Origin of the sequence: Natrialba hulunbeirensis JCM 10989, assembly GCF_000337575.1 — an archaeon.
GTDB lineage: Archaea > Halobacteriota > Halobacteria > Halobacteriales > Natrialbaceae > Natrialba > Natrialba hulunbeirensis.
Map to the genome: position 1 here is coordinate 59,745 of NZ_AOIM01000035.1, position 12,584 is coordinate 72,328.

13 protein-coding genes are annotated in these 12,584 nt (G+C 63.3%); 9 read left to right on the top strand and 4 right to left on the bottom strand.

Features of this window, described 5'->3' with window-relative positions; translation table 11 throughout:
• Positions 1 to 100: 100 nt before the first annotated feature.
• Together thsA and C483_RS11585 are read left to right on the top strand one after the other, a co-directional pair.
• Entirely contained in the window at positions 101 to 1,759 is a 1,659-nt protein-coding gene (thsA, locus tag C483_RS11580) for a thermosome subunit alpha (RefSeq protein ID WP_006653544.1), read from the top strand.
• Positions 1,760 to 2,073: 314 nt separating this feature from the next.
• A complete protein-coding gene (locus tag C483_RS11585) occupies positions 2,074 to 3,153 on the top strand; it encodes an ornithine cyclodeaminase family protein (RefSeq protein WP_006653545.1) in 1,080 nt (359 codons plus the stop codon).
• A 12-nt stretch (positions 3,154 to 3,165) separates the two neighbouring features.
• On the opposite strand, the gene C483_RS11590 is transcribed toward C483_RS11585, so the two are convergent.
• Positions 3,166 to 3,957: a YqjF family protein gene (locus C483_RS11590; RefSeq protein ID WP_006653546.1), complete on the bottom strand. Its 792-nt coding sequence runs from the start codon at positions 3,955 to 3,957 to the stop codon at positions 3,166 to 3,168.
• Positions 3,958 to 4,218: 261 nt separating this feature from the next.
• Between C483_RS11590 and C483_RS20460 the strand changes: the two genes are divergently transcribed.
• Together C483_RS20460 and C483_RS21095 are read left to right on the top strand one after the other, a co-directional pair.
• Positions 4,219 to 4,392, top strand: a complete 174-nt coding sequence (locus C483_RS20460) for a hypothetical protein (protein ID WP_169331426.1) — start codon at positions 4,219 to 4,221, stop codon at positions 4,390 to 4,392.
• Between the two features lie 162 nt (positions 4,393 to 4,554).
• Positions 4,555 to 4,680, top strand: coding sequence for a hypothetical protein (locus C483_RS21095; protein ID WP_006653548.1), 126 nt, complete (start codon positions 4,555 to 4,557; stop codon positions 4,678 to 4,680).
• 112 nt (positions 4,681 to 4,792) lie between these two features.
• On the opposite strand, the gene C483_RS11600 is transcribed toward C483_RS21095, so the two are convergent.
• Entirely contained in the window at positions 4,793 to 5,287 is a 495-nt protein-coding gene (locus tag C483_RS11600) for a PaaI family thioesterase (RefSeq protein ID WP_006653549.1), read from the bottom strand.
• Positions 5,288 to 5,494: 207 nt separating this feature from the next.
• Between C483_RS11600 and C483_RS11605 the strand changes: the two genes are divergently transcribed.
• The 3 genes from C483_RS11605 to C483_RS11615 all read left to right on the top strand — a co-directional run bounded on the left by C483_RS11605 (position 5,495) and on the right by C483_RS11615 (position 8,952).
• Positions 5,495 to 5,965, top strand: a complete 471-nt coding sequence (locus tag C483_RS11605; RefSeq protein ID WP_006653550.1) for a DUF4385 domain-containing protein — start codon at positions 5,495 to 5,497, stop codon at positions 5,963 to 5,965.
• A 60-nt stretch (positions 5,966 to 6,025) separates the two neighbouring features.
• On the top strand, positions 6,026 to 7,504 hold the full coding sequence (locus C483_RS11610; protein ID WP_006653551.1) for a serpin family protein: 1,479 nt from the start codon (positions 6,026 to 6,028) through the stop codon (positions 7,502 to 7,504).
• A 68-nt stretch (positions 7,505 to 7,572) separates the two neighbouring features.
• Positions 7,573 to 8,952: a serpin family protein gene (locus C483_RS11615; protein ID WP_049912620.1), complete on the top strand. Its 1,380-nt coding sequence runs from the start codon at positions 7,573 to 7,575 to the stop codon at positions 8,950 to 8,952.
• A gap of 32 nt (positions 8,953 to 8,984) precedes the next feature.
• Here the strand turns inward: C483_RS11615 and C483_RS11620 are convergent, their stop codons facing one another.
• Positions 8,985 to 9,890, bottom strand: coding sequence for a hypothetical protein (locus C483_RS11620; RefSeq protein ID WP_006653553.1), 906 nt, complete (start codon positions 9,888 to 9,890; stop codon positions 8,985 to 8,987).
• 59 nt (positions 9,891 to 9,949) lie between these two features.
• Between C483_RS11620 and C483_RS11625 the strand changes: the two genes are divergently transcribed.
• Together C483_RS11625 and C483_RS11630 are read left to right on the top strand one after the other, a co-directional pair.
• Positions 9,950 to 10,795 carry a lipoate--protein ligase family protein gene (locus C483_RS11625; RefSeq protein ID WP_006653554.1) on the top strand — a complete coding sequence of 282 codons (846 nt, stop codon included), beginning with the start codon at positions 9,950 to 9,952 and terminating at the stop codon, positions 10,793 to 10,795.
• A gap of 115 nt (positions 10,796 to 10,910) precedes the next feature.
• Positions 10,911 to 11,444: a DUF7529 family protein gene (locus tag C483_RS11630; protein ID WP_006653555.1), complete on the top strand. Its 534-nt coding sequence runs from the start codon at positions 10,911 to 10,913 to the stop codon at positions 11,442 to 11,444.
• Positions 11,445 to 11,492: 48 nt separating this feature from the next.
• On the opposite strand, the gene C483_RS11635 is transcribed toward C483_RS11630, so the two are convergent.
• Positions 11,493 to 12,566 (bottom strand): hypothetical protein, encoded by a 1,074-nt coding sequence (locus C483_RS11635; RefSeq protein WP_006653556.1) that lies wholly within the window; start codon positions 12,564 to 12,566, stop codon positions 11,493 to 11,495.
• Positions 12,567 to 12,584: the final 18 nt, after the last annotated feature.

Sequence of the window (12,584 nt, forward strand, 5' to 3'; positions counted from 1 at the left end):
GCAACACTCCCCGTCGATTCAGCGCTGTAACGAGCGCGGACACCAAAGCATTTATATAGAATAACAATCAATCCTTCGGGTGACTATGGCTCAACAGCAGATGGGCAACCAGCCCCTCATCGTTCTTTCGGAGGACAGCCAGCGAACCTCCGGGAAAGACGCGCAGTCGATGAACGTACAGGCCGGTAAGGCAGTCGCCGAGTCCGTTCGGACGACCCTCGGCCCGAAGGGGATGGACAAGATGCTCGTCGACTCCTCGGGCAACGTCATCGTTACGAACGACGGCGTCACACTCCTCTCGGAGATGGAGATCGATCACCCCGCGGCGGACATGATCGTCGAAGTCGCCGAAACCCAGGAGGACGAGGTCGGCGACGGCACCACGAGCGCCGTCGTCGTCTCCGGTGAACTCCTCAGCCAGGCCGAGGATCTCTTAGAGCAGGACATCCACGCAACCACGCTCGCACAGGGATACCGCCAGGCCGCCGAGGAAGCCACGAACGCACTTGAGGAGATCGCGATCGAGGTCGACGAGGACGACGATGAAATCCTCCACCAGATCGCCGCCACCGCGATGACCGGGAAGGGCGCAGAGAGCGCTCGCGACCTGCTCTCGGGACTCGTCGTCGACGCCGTTCAGGCCGTCGCTGACGAGGACACCATCGACACGGACAACATCAAGGTCGAGAAGGTCGTCGGCGGTTCGATCGAGAACTCCGAACTCGTCGAGGGCGTCATCGTCGACAAGGAGCGCGTCTCGGACAACATGCCGTACTTCGCCGAGGACGCCTCCGTCGCGATCGTCGACGGCGACCTCGAGATCAAGGAGACCGAGATCGACGCCGAGGTCAACGTCACCGATCCGGACCAGCTCGAGCAGTTCCTCGAACAGGAAGAACAGCAGCTCAAGGAGATGGCCGAGCAGGTCGCCGACGCCGGTGCTGACGTCGTCTTCGTCGACGGCGGTATCGACGACATGGCCCAGCACTACCTCGCACAGGAGGGCATCATCGCCGTCCGCCGCGTCAAATCCAGCGACCAGTCCCAGCTGGCCCGCGCGACCGGCGCAACGCCCGTCTCCTCGGTCGACGACCTCACAGAGGACGACCTCGGCTTCGCCGGCAGCGTCGCCCAGAAGGACATCGCAGGCGACCAGCGCATCTTCGTCGAGGACGTCGACGACGCGAAGGCCGTTACGATGATCCTCCGCGGCGGCACCGAGCACGTCATCGACGAAGTCGACCGCGCAATCGAGGACTCCCTCGGCGTCGTTCGGACGACGCTCCAGGACGGCAAGGTGCTCGCCGGCGGCGGCGCACCGGAAGTCGAACTCTCACTCGCGCTGCGTGACTACGCCGACTCCGTCGGTGGCCGCGAGCAGCTCGCTGTCGAAGCGTTCGCAGACGCACTCGAGGTCATCCCGCGCACGCTGGCAGAGAACGCGGGTCTCGACCCCATCGACTCCCTCGTCGAACTTCGCGCCGACCACGACGGCGGCAACGAGGCCGCTGGCCTCGACGCGTTCACCGGCGACACGATTGACATGGCCGAGGAAGGCGTCTACGAGCCGCTGCGCGTGAAGACGCAGGCGATCGAGTCCGCCACTGAGGCGGCCGTCATGCTGCTTCGCATCGACGACGTCATCGCAGCCGGCGACCTCGCGGTTGCCGACGACGACGACGGCGAAGACATGCCACCAGGCGGCGGTGGCATGGGCGGTATGGGCGGTATGGGTGGCGGCATGGGCGGCATGATGTAAGCGCGGTTTGACCAAACCCAAACCCGCGTCCATGCGAACGGCGCTTTGCGCCGTGAGTAGGCGAGGTCGGGACGACCGAAGCGAGTAAGGATCTCGTGAAAGCGAGCGGGAAGCGAACGACCCGCGAGCAAGCCCGACTCGCAGCTACCTACGTTTCACCCGACCAGTACTGTCAGCTCGGACCGCATCCGAGCACACTTGCGACGGCCCATTTTGCCGTTGGCACTCGATCTCACTGTAGTGACAACGATACCGCTGCCCGGTTCTCCTGGCCGGAGAATCACTTAAGGTCCCGCCACGCAATATTCGCCTCTATGCAGACACTGCTTTTGGACAGCGACGACGTCGAGGCGAACGCCCAGATGGGTGCCATCATCGAGGCGGTCGAACAGGCCTTCGGTGCGTTCGAGCGTGGCGATACACAGATGCCAGCCAAGTCCTACATCGACCTTCCACAGTACAACGGCGACTTCCGGTCGATGCCAGCGTATCTCGAGGTTCGAGGAAGCGACGCGTCCTCGAGTGAGTCAGGATCACAGCGCGATGCTGACGCCGCCGATGACTGGGACGCGGCAGGCATCAAGTGGGTCAACGTCCACCCGAACAATCCTGCCGAGCACGACCTGCCGACCGTGCTGGGGACGATGATCTATTCCGATCCCGAAACCGCCTCCCCGCTCGCGATCATGGACGGGACGACGCTGACGATGAAACGAACCGGTGCGGCAGCAGCCGTCGCAACGGACTACCTCGCTGTCGCGGATGCGACGAGTCTCGGTCTCGTCGGTGCTGGCGTCCAGTCGTACACGCAACTCGACGCAATCAGCGAGGTTCGCCCCATCGAGGAGGTCGTCGTCTCGGATCTCGACGACGCGCGCACCCAGCGGTTCATCGACGCCTACGACGACGAGTTCGACGTCCGCGCCGGTTCCATCTCGGAGGCCGGCCACTGCGACGTGCTCTCGACCGTGACACCTGTCCGCAACCCCGTCGTCACACCCGACGATGTCGGTGAGCACACCCACATCAACGCCATCGGTGCCGACGCAGAGGGCAAGCACGAACTCGCTGACGACCTCCTGCAGGCGGCGACCATCGTCATCGACGACCACGAGCAGTGTACTCACTCGGGCGAGATCAACGTCCCGTACCACGAGGGAACGCTGACCGATGCGGACATCTACGGCGAAATCGGCGAACTCGTCGTCGGCGCAAACGCAGGTCGGGCCGGTGGAGCAGGCGGGGACGATGAATCGGGCGTGACCGGTGTCTCCGTCTTCGATTCGACCGGGCTCGCAATTCAGGACGTCGCCGCTGCTCGCGTCGTCTACGAGAACGCCCGCGACCGCGATACCGGTACCCCGTTCGGGCTGATCGACACCGAGGTTCAGTAAGCCTCATACCAGCTACCGCACACGCCGCGGAATCGATCCCGTCATCTCGAGTTCGTCGCAATAATAGCAGATCGGCCCGCCGGACGGCTCCGGCAATCCGTGCCTGTCGAACACCGTATTCTCTCGAATCGTCATCTCTGCCGGCTGTAACGGCCACGGGTCGTGTGCAATTTCTGCCGTGAGCACGCCGCTACGACCGTGCCCGCTGGCCGGCGCGTAGAACCGCCGGCGCTCTGTCAACCAGTACTCGAGTGACCCTGGCTCTGCCGTGGTGACTGGCCCGTTCGGACGGTAGGTTGCGGCGAACCAGGCGGGTTCGTCGTCGGTCCCGTTCTCTCCAGGGAGGTCAGCCACGGTGTCCGAGCGGCGACTCGAGAACGTGATGCCGTCCTCGGTGCCGCTGACGGACATGGTGGCGTTGAACACCGGGAGACGAGTAAGCCGACCGATGGCGGTTGCGAGCAGCGGTTTATCGAGGTCGACGCTGAGGAAGTAGAGTCCCGGATCACCGCGGCAGGTAACGTACGTTCGGACGTTGAGTTCTGGAAACGCGATTCTGGTCGCTGCAGGCGAGCCGCGGATGCCGACGTTCGTGAGGACGAACGGAAGGATGCTGAGCCAGGCGTCGCCGTCCCAGGTTTCGAGTTCCAGCGGCGCTGGAACGTGCGGTCGGAGCTGGTCGGGGTCGACCGGCCAGTTCGCGAACAGCCCGTGTCGCCACGTCATCGATGCGATGTGCGGTGCTCGCGGGCGCTGGCCGTCGGTGAACTGCCACCGAATCTGGTCAGTCCGTCCGTCTGTCATGTCTGTTGTCACGGTTTGAGACTGGTGACTACCCGTCTCTACTGTATGGCGGACAGCGACATAAAACAGATAGCTGTCTGTCAAAACCGGTGGAGGTTCGCCATCGGGAAGGCAGGTATGAGTGTAATCGAATGTGAAACGTCGGCGACTCCGGCGGGGTATGTGCAGGCTGCTGTGGCGGGGATTGCGCGATCGATACAGACGGAGTTTAGTCGTCTCAGTCAAAGCCGTACGTATGAGTACTCGATGGGGGAGCGGTCGATGACCGGGCGACGACTGCAGGCGATGTACGTCTTCGGTATCCTCCTCAACGCCGGTGCGCTGATTGCTGCGGCGACGAACGGGGCGACGCTGTACGCCGTCACGTTCGGCATCGTCATGTGTTATCTGGGCGTCCGGTTCTGGATGGTCCGCCAGAGCTATGGTGCCCACTGACCGTCACTGCACGACTACGAATCGCCACTTCCTGTACGCGGTGCGACGCAGTAGTGTGTCTTCGGTTCAGTTGACATTCTCGCCCTCTCTTTTACGCCGGCCCATAAAGCCATCAGCAGTTCAGGTTCAGACGTATGGTACTCGAGTGCCCACACTATCGTGATGGAACCGGTCCCCGTCTACGTTGAAACGGTGATTTACGGCTACTTTGTGCTCGTCTGTGCGATCGGTTGTTACCTCCACGGCCGACTTCGGTTCGGGTCGCGAACTGAGGGGCGCGAGACGTAATCTGCGTCATATACCAGTCCCGTTTGGACTCTGTTCCGATCCTATCCCACCCCGTTTCGACCCTGTCCAGACTCCGTTACGACCCTGTCCCAACCCCAACACCACCGCCGACTCAGCGCCGAAACACCCGATAAGATCCCTGCCCGGTCGCGACCTCCTTCGTCTCGCCGTCCGGCGTCGTGCTCTCGACCGTTACCTCGCTGACGCCGACGGTTCCGCCGACGCGGATCACGTTCGCCGTCGCCGTCAAGTCGCCCGTCGCCGGACGCAGGTAGTTCACGTTCAGGTTGATCGTCGCGATCGAGGCATCGACGGGGTCCTCCAGTTCGGTTCGGAGCGCGAGGCCGCCGACGGTGTCGATGAGCGTGGCGGCGATGCCGCCGTGGATGTCGGGTCGCTGGTCCGAGTCGGTCGTTGCAGCGGGGCGGACGTTCGTGAGTTTCTGGTCGTAGGGGATCGACATGGTCATCGTCCCGGGACCGACGTCGTCGACGCTGGTGCCGATCCACGAGAGGAAGTCCTGGTATTCGTCGATGTAGCTCTGGAGGTACTGTGCGATGTCGTCGTAGCCGCCGTCGCCGGTAATCTCAGGGACGTCTTCGGTCATACCCTGTGGTCCGACAGCAACTGTCTTGATGGCTACGCTTCTGTGGTTGCCAGTTGTTGGGTGTTTGTTGTGGGTTCGGCGAGCGTTTGGCGGACGCGTATGACTCGCTGCCCACTCGTTCTGTCGCCTGTCGTTTCAGTCGTTTCGCGTGGCGTGGTTTCGTATGCCGGCCGGGGGTCGTTCCCGCTGGTCCGCCACAGGTGAGCTATGGGAGATAGATCGACCAACAGCGATGGCGGCCCGGAGTACGAGACCGATTTCCGCGCCAATCCCGCCGAGTACGATATCGGTCGCGGCGAGGAGGGCGTCTTTAAAGTCGAACCGTACAAGAGCGAACTCCTGCCGCTGTGGTCGTACAAAGACGAGGACGCAGCCGAGGAGTCCGCCGAGGCAATCTACGATCAGTACGAACAGTACCGAGCGACCGACGAGTTCCCTGGGATGGATATGGCCCGTAAGTACCTCCAGATGGGGTACACGCGAGCGATGCGCTACGCGAAGTACTCTGGGGGACAGAAGTACGACGAGGATGGCACCGAACGCGACCCCGAACAGTGGGCGGACCCCGACAAACGCGAGGCAGCGCTCGTCTTCGAGTCCTACTGGGAACGAGTGCGGGAGGACGACGCCTACCAGCGGGCGAAAGAGCGCCACCGCGAACACACTGGCGAATCGTAAGCTGAAACTGCCGTTTTACCCTCCCGAACACGTTTGATACGCCAGTTCGTTATGTCGCATATGACACAGGGCTACGCCGACCGACGGACGATGCTCGCTCTCTCCGGTGCCTTTCTCGCGGGAATGGCCGGCTGTACAGGGACATCTCCCGATGCGGAGGACGAGGTCGAGAACGGAGATTCGAACGGAACTGAACCCGACGACGAGACAGGCAGATCCAACTCCGATATCGACTTCGACGGCGACTTCCCCGAACTCGAGTTCGTCACCGATCCCGAACTCGAGGACGACCTGCTCGCAGATCAGATCCGCAGTAACGTCGCGTTCTCGCTCGACCTTCTCTCCCAGCTCCGGACGGACCGACCCGATGAAAACCTCTTTTTCTCGCCGTACAGCGTCTCTGTCGCGCTGGCGATGACGTACGCCGGTGCGCGCGGTGAGACGGCCGCAGAGATGCGTGAGACACTGCGGTACGATCTGCCGGGAAGTGCCGACGACTGGTCGACAGCAACCGAATCCGACGACACGACGCTCCACGCAGCCTTCGGTGCACTCGAGTCCGAGTTCGATCGGCGAAACGAAGACGGGGAGGAGATTGAACAGCCGCGAGATGATGAAGTCGGCGCGGATGACGACGAAAGTAAGGACGAGTTGGGCTTCCAGCTCTCGAGTGCCAACGCCGTCTGGGCAGCCGAGGACCATCCGTTCGACGACGCGTACTTCGACCTTCTCGAGGCCTACTACGGGGCTGGCGAGCACCTCGTGGACTTTACCGGGAGCCCGGACGAGGCGCGCGAGGAAATTAACGCTTGGGTGGAAGCACAGACGAACGATCGGATCGAGGACCTCCTGCCCGAGGGCTCGGTCGACGCCTCGACGCGGCTCGTGCTGACGAACGCGGTCTACTTCCTTGCGGCCTGGAAGCACGACTTCGACCCTGCGAACACCGAGCCGGAGACCTTCACCGGGCTCGCTGGTGCCGAGACCGAGGTCGAGATGATGCACCAGGCCGCCCAACTGCGCTACGCCGAGCACGAGGGCCACCAGCTCGTCGAACTTCCCTATGCCAACGAGGAGACGAGCATGGTCGTTATCCTCCCTGCAGAAGGCGAATTCGAGTCCTTCGAGGAGTCGTTCTCGGTGGACGTACTCGCGGCGATGCTCGACGATGCCTCGCGCCCGCAGGTCGACCTTGCGATGCCGAAGTTCGGTATCGAGTCGAAGGTCAGTCTCGTCTCAGTCATGCAGGAACTGGGGATGCAGCGGGGGTTCACCACCAGCGCAGATTTCAGCGGGATGGTCGACGGTGAGACGAGCGACCTCTTCATCGGCGACATCATCCACCAGAGCTTCGTCGAGGTGGACGAGGAGGGAACCGAAGCCGCCGCGGCAACGGCCGTCACAATGCCGGTTTCGGCTCCGCCAGATCAGGTCGAACTGACGGTCGATCGACCGTTCCTCTTCTACATCCGCGACCAGCCGACCGAGACGCCGCTGTTTCTGGGTCGCGTCGTCGATGGCCGTTCGTTACGGATGTAGAAGGCATAAACTCGAAATCGGACATTACTATGAAAAAGCACTTATCGCGGCAGGAACGTGTGATCGGTATGTCATCCGACCGACGGACCGTTCTTACTCTGATCGGGGCCGCGATGGCCAGCGGAGCTGGCTGCCTGTCTGGAATGGGTTGGAGGGAGGGGGACAGCGTGTTCGACGAATACGACGCTCCTACCTTTCCCCAGACAGATTTCGTAACGGACCCCACTATCAGTTCGGCGGTAGCTGCCGATCAGGTGCGGGGTAATATCGATTTTTCACTGGCACTTCTAGACCAACTCCGGGACGGAGTGGCCGACGATGAAAACCTCTTCGTCTCTCCGTACAGCGTCTCTGTCGCGCTGGCGATGACCTACGCTGGCGCACGCGGCGAGACGGCCGCAGAGATGGCTGCGGCGCTGCGGTACGACCTCGAAGACGACGACCTCCACGCCGCATTCGGCGCGCTCGAAACGGAACTCGAACAGCGAAACAGGGACGGACAGGAGGTCGAACAGCACGGGGCGGAGGACTCCGACGAAACGGACGCACTTGGGTACCAGCTATCGAGTGCTAATGCCGTCTGGGCGGCCAAGGAGTTTCCCTTCGCCGACGACTATCTCGACCTGCTCGAGGCGTACTACGAGGCTGGCGACCACACCGTTGACTTCGCTGGAGACCCGGACGAGGCGCGCGAGGAAATCAACGCTTGGGTCGAAGCGCAGACGAACGACCGCATCGAGGATCTTCTCCCCGAAGAATTAATCAACGCCTCGACGCAACTCGTGCTGACGAACGCAGTCTACTTCCTCGCGGCCTGGGAACACGACTTCGATCCTGACGGCACGGAACCCGCGCCGTTCACCGGACTCGACGGAACTGAATCCGAGGTGGAGATGATGCACCAGTCGACGCAACTTCGCTACGCCGACATCGGTGGCCATCAACTCGTCGAGTTGCCGTATGCGAACGACGACACGAGTATGGTCGTTATCCTCCCCGCGGAAGGCGAGTTCGAGTCTTTCGAAGCGTCGCTGACAGCGGATCGGCTCGCAATCATGCTCGATGAAGCCACCTATCCAGTGGTAGACCTCGCACTACCGAAGTTCGGTATTGAGTCGAAGTTCGACCTCAGAAACGTGCTGGGCGAACTGGGGATGGAACGAGCGTTCGACGGGGCCAGTGCAGATTTCAGCGGGATGCTCGAGGATGACGACAGCGACCTGTCTATCACGAGTGTCATCCACGAGACCTTCATCGAGGTGGACGAAGAGGGGACGGAGGCTGCAGCGGCGACGGCGGTGGTGATGGGAGGGGACGACGACGGCGGACAGCCGGACAGCGTCTCGATGACAGTCGATCGACCGTTCCTCTTCTACATCCGTGACCAGCCGACCGAGACGCCGCTGTTTCTGGGTCGTGTTGTCAACGGCGAGACGTTCGACGACTGAATCAGCGAGTCGTCTCTGTCACCGTTACTCAGCTATTGCCCTCGAACGCGGATCTGTACCTGCTCCCCGTCCTCGAACGGCCGCTTCGGGCAGATCAATTTCGCGCCGAAATCCGCATCTCGCGCACAGAACAGCGAGAGCCCCGTAATCGGGTCCCCGTTCGCTGTGACGACCACATCGTCCCACGTGATCGACCGGCCGTCATCCGCGATCGAGCCGAGTTCGTCCCCGTTCAGCGAGACCTGCGACGGGAGTGGGGTACTCGAGTACACTCCGCCGCCGTCGTAATGCGGGAGTCCGCCGTCGAGGACGCCGCTCGTGTCGTTGTCGTCGACTCCGACACCGACGAATTCCTCGCCCGGATTCGGGTGTGTCGGCGCGTCGAGGACGGCGTACGTTTCGCCGGTCGCGACGACGGTTCCAGTGCCGTCCCATGCGAGCGGCCGCGGGCGGACGCCGTCTGCGAGTTCGATCGGAACCGACCCTGAGGCGCGGTACGGGTTCTGTGCCGGCGTCCGAAAGCCGACGTGGAGGTGGTTGTCGACCCACGGCGCGAAGAAGCCGGCGCGGACGAGTTTGCCGAGCGACTCTCCCGCTTCGACGCGGTCACCGGCCTCGACAGCGGGATCGACGTGGAGGATTCGGGCTGTTAGCCCTGCACAGTCACCGGGGCCGTCGCAGTCGATCAGAATGAGATGGTCGTGTTCTGGCGCGTACGGTTTCGGCGGTGCGCGGACCGTGCGGGTTTCGCGGACGGTGCCGGCGACAGGGCTCGGCGCGGCGGTCGTCCGACCATCGCGCAGCGTCCCGGGATAGAGGTCGATCGCACACCCCGCGTCGTGGGCCGGATACGGCGAGTTGTACAGCGAGAAGCGAGCGTATGGTGCCAGTGCTGCCTCCGAGAGCGGTACCGCGTCTGTGTCCGACAGATCGATCACAACTGTACCGACGACTCGCAGCGAGAGCGTTTAGGTGCGTCGACACAAATGCCACTGGTATGCGAGTGCTTCGCGGCCGCGCCGACACGATAGACGCTGACCGGCGGGCAAGCGAGTCGCTACTCGAGTTCGCCGCCGACGGCGAACCCGCGGTTCGGGTCTGGCGACCGCACCGACAGGTCGCCTTCGGCCGGCGTGATCGCAGGCAAGAGGGGTACGACGAGGCCTACGAGGCCGCACGCGAGCACGGGTTCGCACCGATCGAGCGGTCGGTTGGCGGCCGCGCGGTCGCCTACGACGGCGAGACGACGATCGCGTTCGCCCGTGCCGACCCGGTCGAAGACTTCCGGCGCGGAACCGACGCGCGCTACGAGCGAGCCACGAACGCGACGGAGCGGGCACTCTCCGAGTTGGGTGTCGACGCCGAGCGCGGCGAGCCGGCGGACGCGTTCTGTCCCGGCTCGCACTCTGTGTCGGCCCGGCTCACCGCTGCTGGCGGGAACAGGGACCCGACACTCGGGAAACTCGTCGGCCTCGCCCAGCGCGTTCGCCAGGATGCCGCCCTCACGGCGGGGATCGTTCTGGTCGACAACCGCGAGGAGATCGGACCGGTACTCGAGTCGGTGTACGGCGCGCTCGGGCTCGCGTTCGATCCCGATTCAGTTGGGACGATTGCGGCGGCTGGTGGCGACCCGCATCCAGCTGTGGTCCGCGCGCGGTTTGAGGAGGCACTTATCGGCGATGTCGACTCGGAGGCTGTCACGGTCGAGTCTGTACCGGTCGAGGACGACGGTGGCTCGGCAGACAGCGACCAGTCGAACGGCGGTCCGGCGGCACAGCAACCGGACGCCGATGCGGTAGACGACAGATCGACCCGAGGGTGGGACCGGGAGGAGTATGAGTGAGGTGGGTGTGAGAGCGAAAGGTACTGTTTTCGGGCTCCGTCCCGTCGGTTACGAGTATGCACACCGACGTAGCGATAGACCGACGGTACGGCGATCGTGCCGTGGAGGGCTCGCGATGAGCGACGACGCACCGACGGCCGACGACCGGTGGGCGGAACTGCTCGCCGACGCGAACGCGATCGCCGCGGAGTACGACGAGGACGGCTGGGAACCGATCGTTCTCGAGCCGGCGTCGGTCTCGCCGAGCGAGGCCGAGGAGCGCTTCGGTCTCGACGTTGGCATCGATCAGGAGACGTTCGAACGGGTCGAGGACCGTGTCGCGGACTCGGCCACGACGTTCGGCGACGCGGAGGTGTACTATCTGCCGGTCGACGAGGATGACACAACTCGCGACGACAGCCGCCGCTTCGCACTCGCCGTCGAACGCGATGCTGACAACTCGGTCGCCGTCTTCGTCCCGGTGACCTACACCCTCCCCGAAGCGAAACCTGTCTTCGAGACGGCGCTCCTTGAGGAGGAACTGCTGATCCACGTTCGGGCGATCGATGCGGACGAGACGGATCCGTGGGTGACGTTTTCCCACGATGACCCGTCGCTGTTCCTTTCGGAATCGGACGTGCAGTCGTGGGAGTTCTCGCCGAGAGAGTGATGACTGATTCGGACTAGATCGGACTGGTTCAGACTGGTTCAGACTGGATTAGCAGGGCCCGAACTCGAACGTCCCGTTCAACGCCATCGAGTGGTCGTCGTAGTACGCGTAGAGATTTTTCGGTGCGGTGTACTGGCCGCCGTAGTGACCCGCGGGACCGTTCGAATCGATGATGTTGTTCGCGTGATCCGTCGTGAACCGAAGGTCCTCGCGCTCGTAGACGAGGTCGTCGTCGAGCCAGTAGCGGACGATCCCGTCCGGATTCGCCGCGCCGTCGGTCACCGTGTTCACGCAGGCGTAGTATTCGAACTCGTACCAGTTCCCGGGGACGATCTCTGGCTGACCGAGCGCGTACGGCTCGCCCTCCATGACGAAATCGTGGTCCTGGTTCTGGTCCATATGGTACGTGTGTGAGAGCAGAGAGAACGGCCCGTCGGGGTCCGATCCCCGGTTGGTGATGTACAGTCGATTACTCCAGCCGTTCGTCCCGTCGGGCATTCCGCCACCGGCACTCCCTTCGCCGAGCGCCATCGCACAGTTCCAGAGCCGGCAGTTCGCCGGATACCGACCGGTCATCTCCCAGCCCGTATCGAGCGCGAACCGGACGCGTCCGGTGAGTTCGAACAGGCCGTCCGCGAAATCGTAGTGCGTGCTCGCACCCCAGTGTGCACCCTCCTGCATGCGCACCTGCAGCGCCCGGTTCCCGGAGGCAGTCGGATCGGCGACGAGGTCGAGCGCCGCCGGATCGCCGTTCGACAGACGATATACGTCGTCCCACCCCTCGTAGTCGTCGTAGTCGAGATGAACGACTTCATCCGGCCGGCCGCACTGCGTCGTGTCCGGTGTCTGTGCTGTCCCAACGCCAGTCCCGAACTCGAGTCCACCCACAAGTCCGCCCAGTCCGAGCGCTCCCAGAACGCCACTCGCGCGTATCGTTTGTCGGCGGCTCAGGCTTGGGCTCTGGTTCTGGTTTTGGTTTTGGTTTTGGTTCAAGTTGCCCGCTACTGGCGGGGTACTCGAGTTCCGGCCCGTGTCGGTTCGTGATGCCGTGCACCGATCACGGCCGTCGTCGCTGTTGGTTGTCCCGCCGTCGATTGCGTCGTCGGTCGCGTGGGATGTCATGCACGACTCGCTCGCACA

Excerpts from the sequence above, each read along its gene's own strand:
- C483_RS11605 (WP_006653550.1), top strand. The coding sequence starts at position 5,495 with ATGGGAGATAGATCGACCAACAGCGATGGCGGCCCGGAGTACGAGACC.
- C483_RS11625 (WP_006653554.1), top strand. The coding sequence starts at position 9,950 with ATGCGAGTGCTTCGCGGCCGCGCCGACACGATAGACGCTGACCGGCGG.
- thsA (WP_006653544.1), top strand. The coding sequence starts at position 101 with ATGGGCAACCAGCCCCTCATCGTTCTTTCGGAGGACAGCCAGCGAACC.
- C483_RS11615 (WP_049912620.1), top strand. The coding sequence starts at position 7,573 with ATGTCATCCGACCGACGGACCGTTCTTACTCTGATCGGGGCCGCGATG.
- C483_RS11630 (WP_006653555.1), top strand. The coding sequence starts at position 10,911 with ATGAGCGACGACGCACCGACGGCCGACGACCGGTGGGCGGAACTGCTC.
- C483_RS11585 (WP_006653545.1), top strand. The coding sequence starts at position 2,074 with ATGCAGACACTGCTTTTGGACAGCGACGACGTCGAGGCGAACGCCCAG.
- C483_RS20460 (WP_169331426.1), top strand. The coding sequence starts at position 4,219 with ATGACCGGGCGACGACTGCAGGCGATGTACGTCTTCGGTATCCTCCTC.
- C483_RS11590 (WP_006653546.1), bottom strand. The coding sequence starts at position 3,957 with ATGACAGACGGACGGACTGACCAGATTCGGTGGCAGTTCACCGACGGC.
- C483_RS21095 (WP_006653548.1), top strand. The coding sequence starts at position 4,555 with ATGGAACCGGTCCCCGTCTACGTTGAAACGGTGATTTACGGCTACTTT.
- C483_RS11610 (WP_006653551.1), top strand. The coding sequence starts at position 6,026 with ATGACACAGGGCTACGCCGACCGACGGACGATGCTCGCTCTCTCCGGT.
- C483_RS11600 (WP_006653549.1), bottom strand. The coding sequence starts at position 5,287 with ATGACCGAAGACGTCCCTGAGATTACCGGCGACGGCGGCTACGACGAC.
- C483_RS11635 (WP_006653556.1), bottom strand. The coding sequence starts at position 12,566 with ATGACATCCCACGCGACCGACGACGCAATCGACGGCGGGACAACCAAC.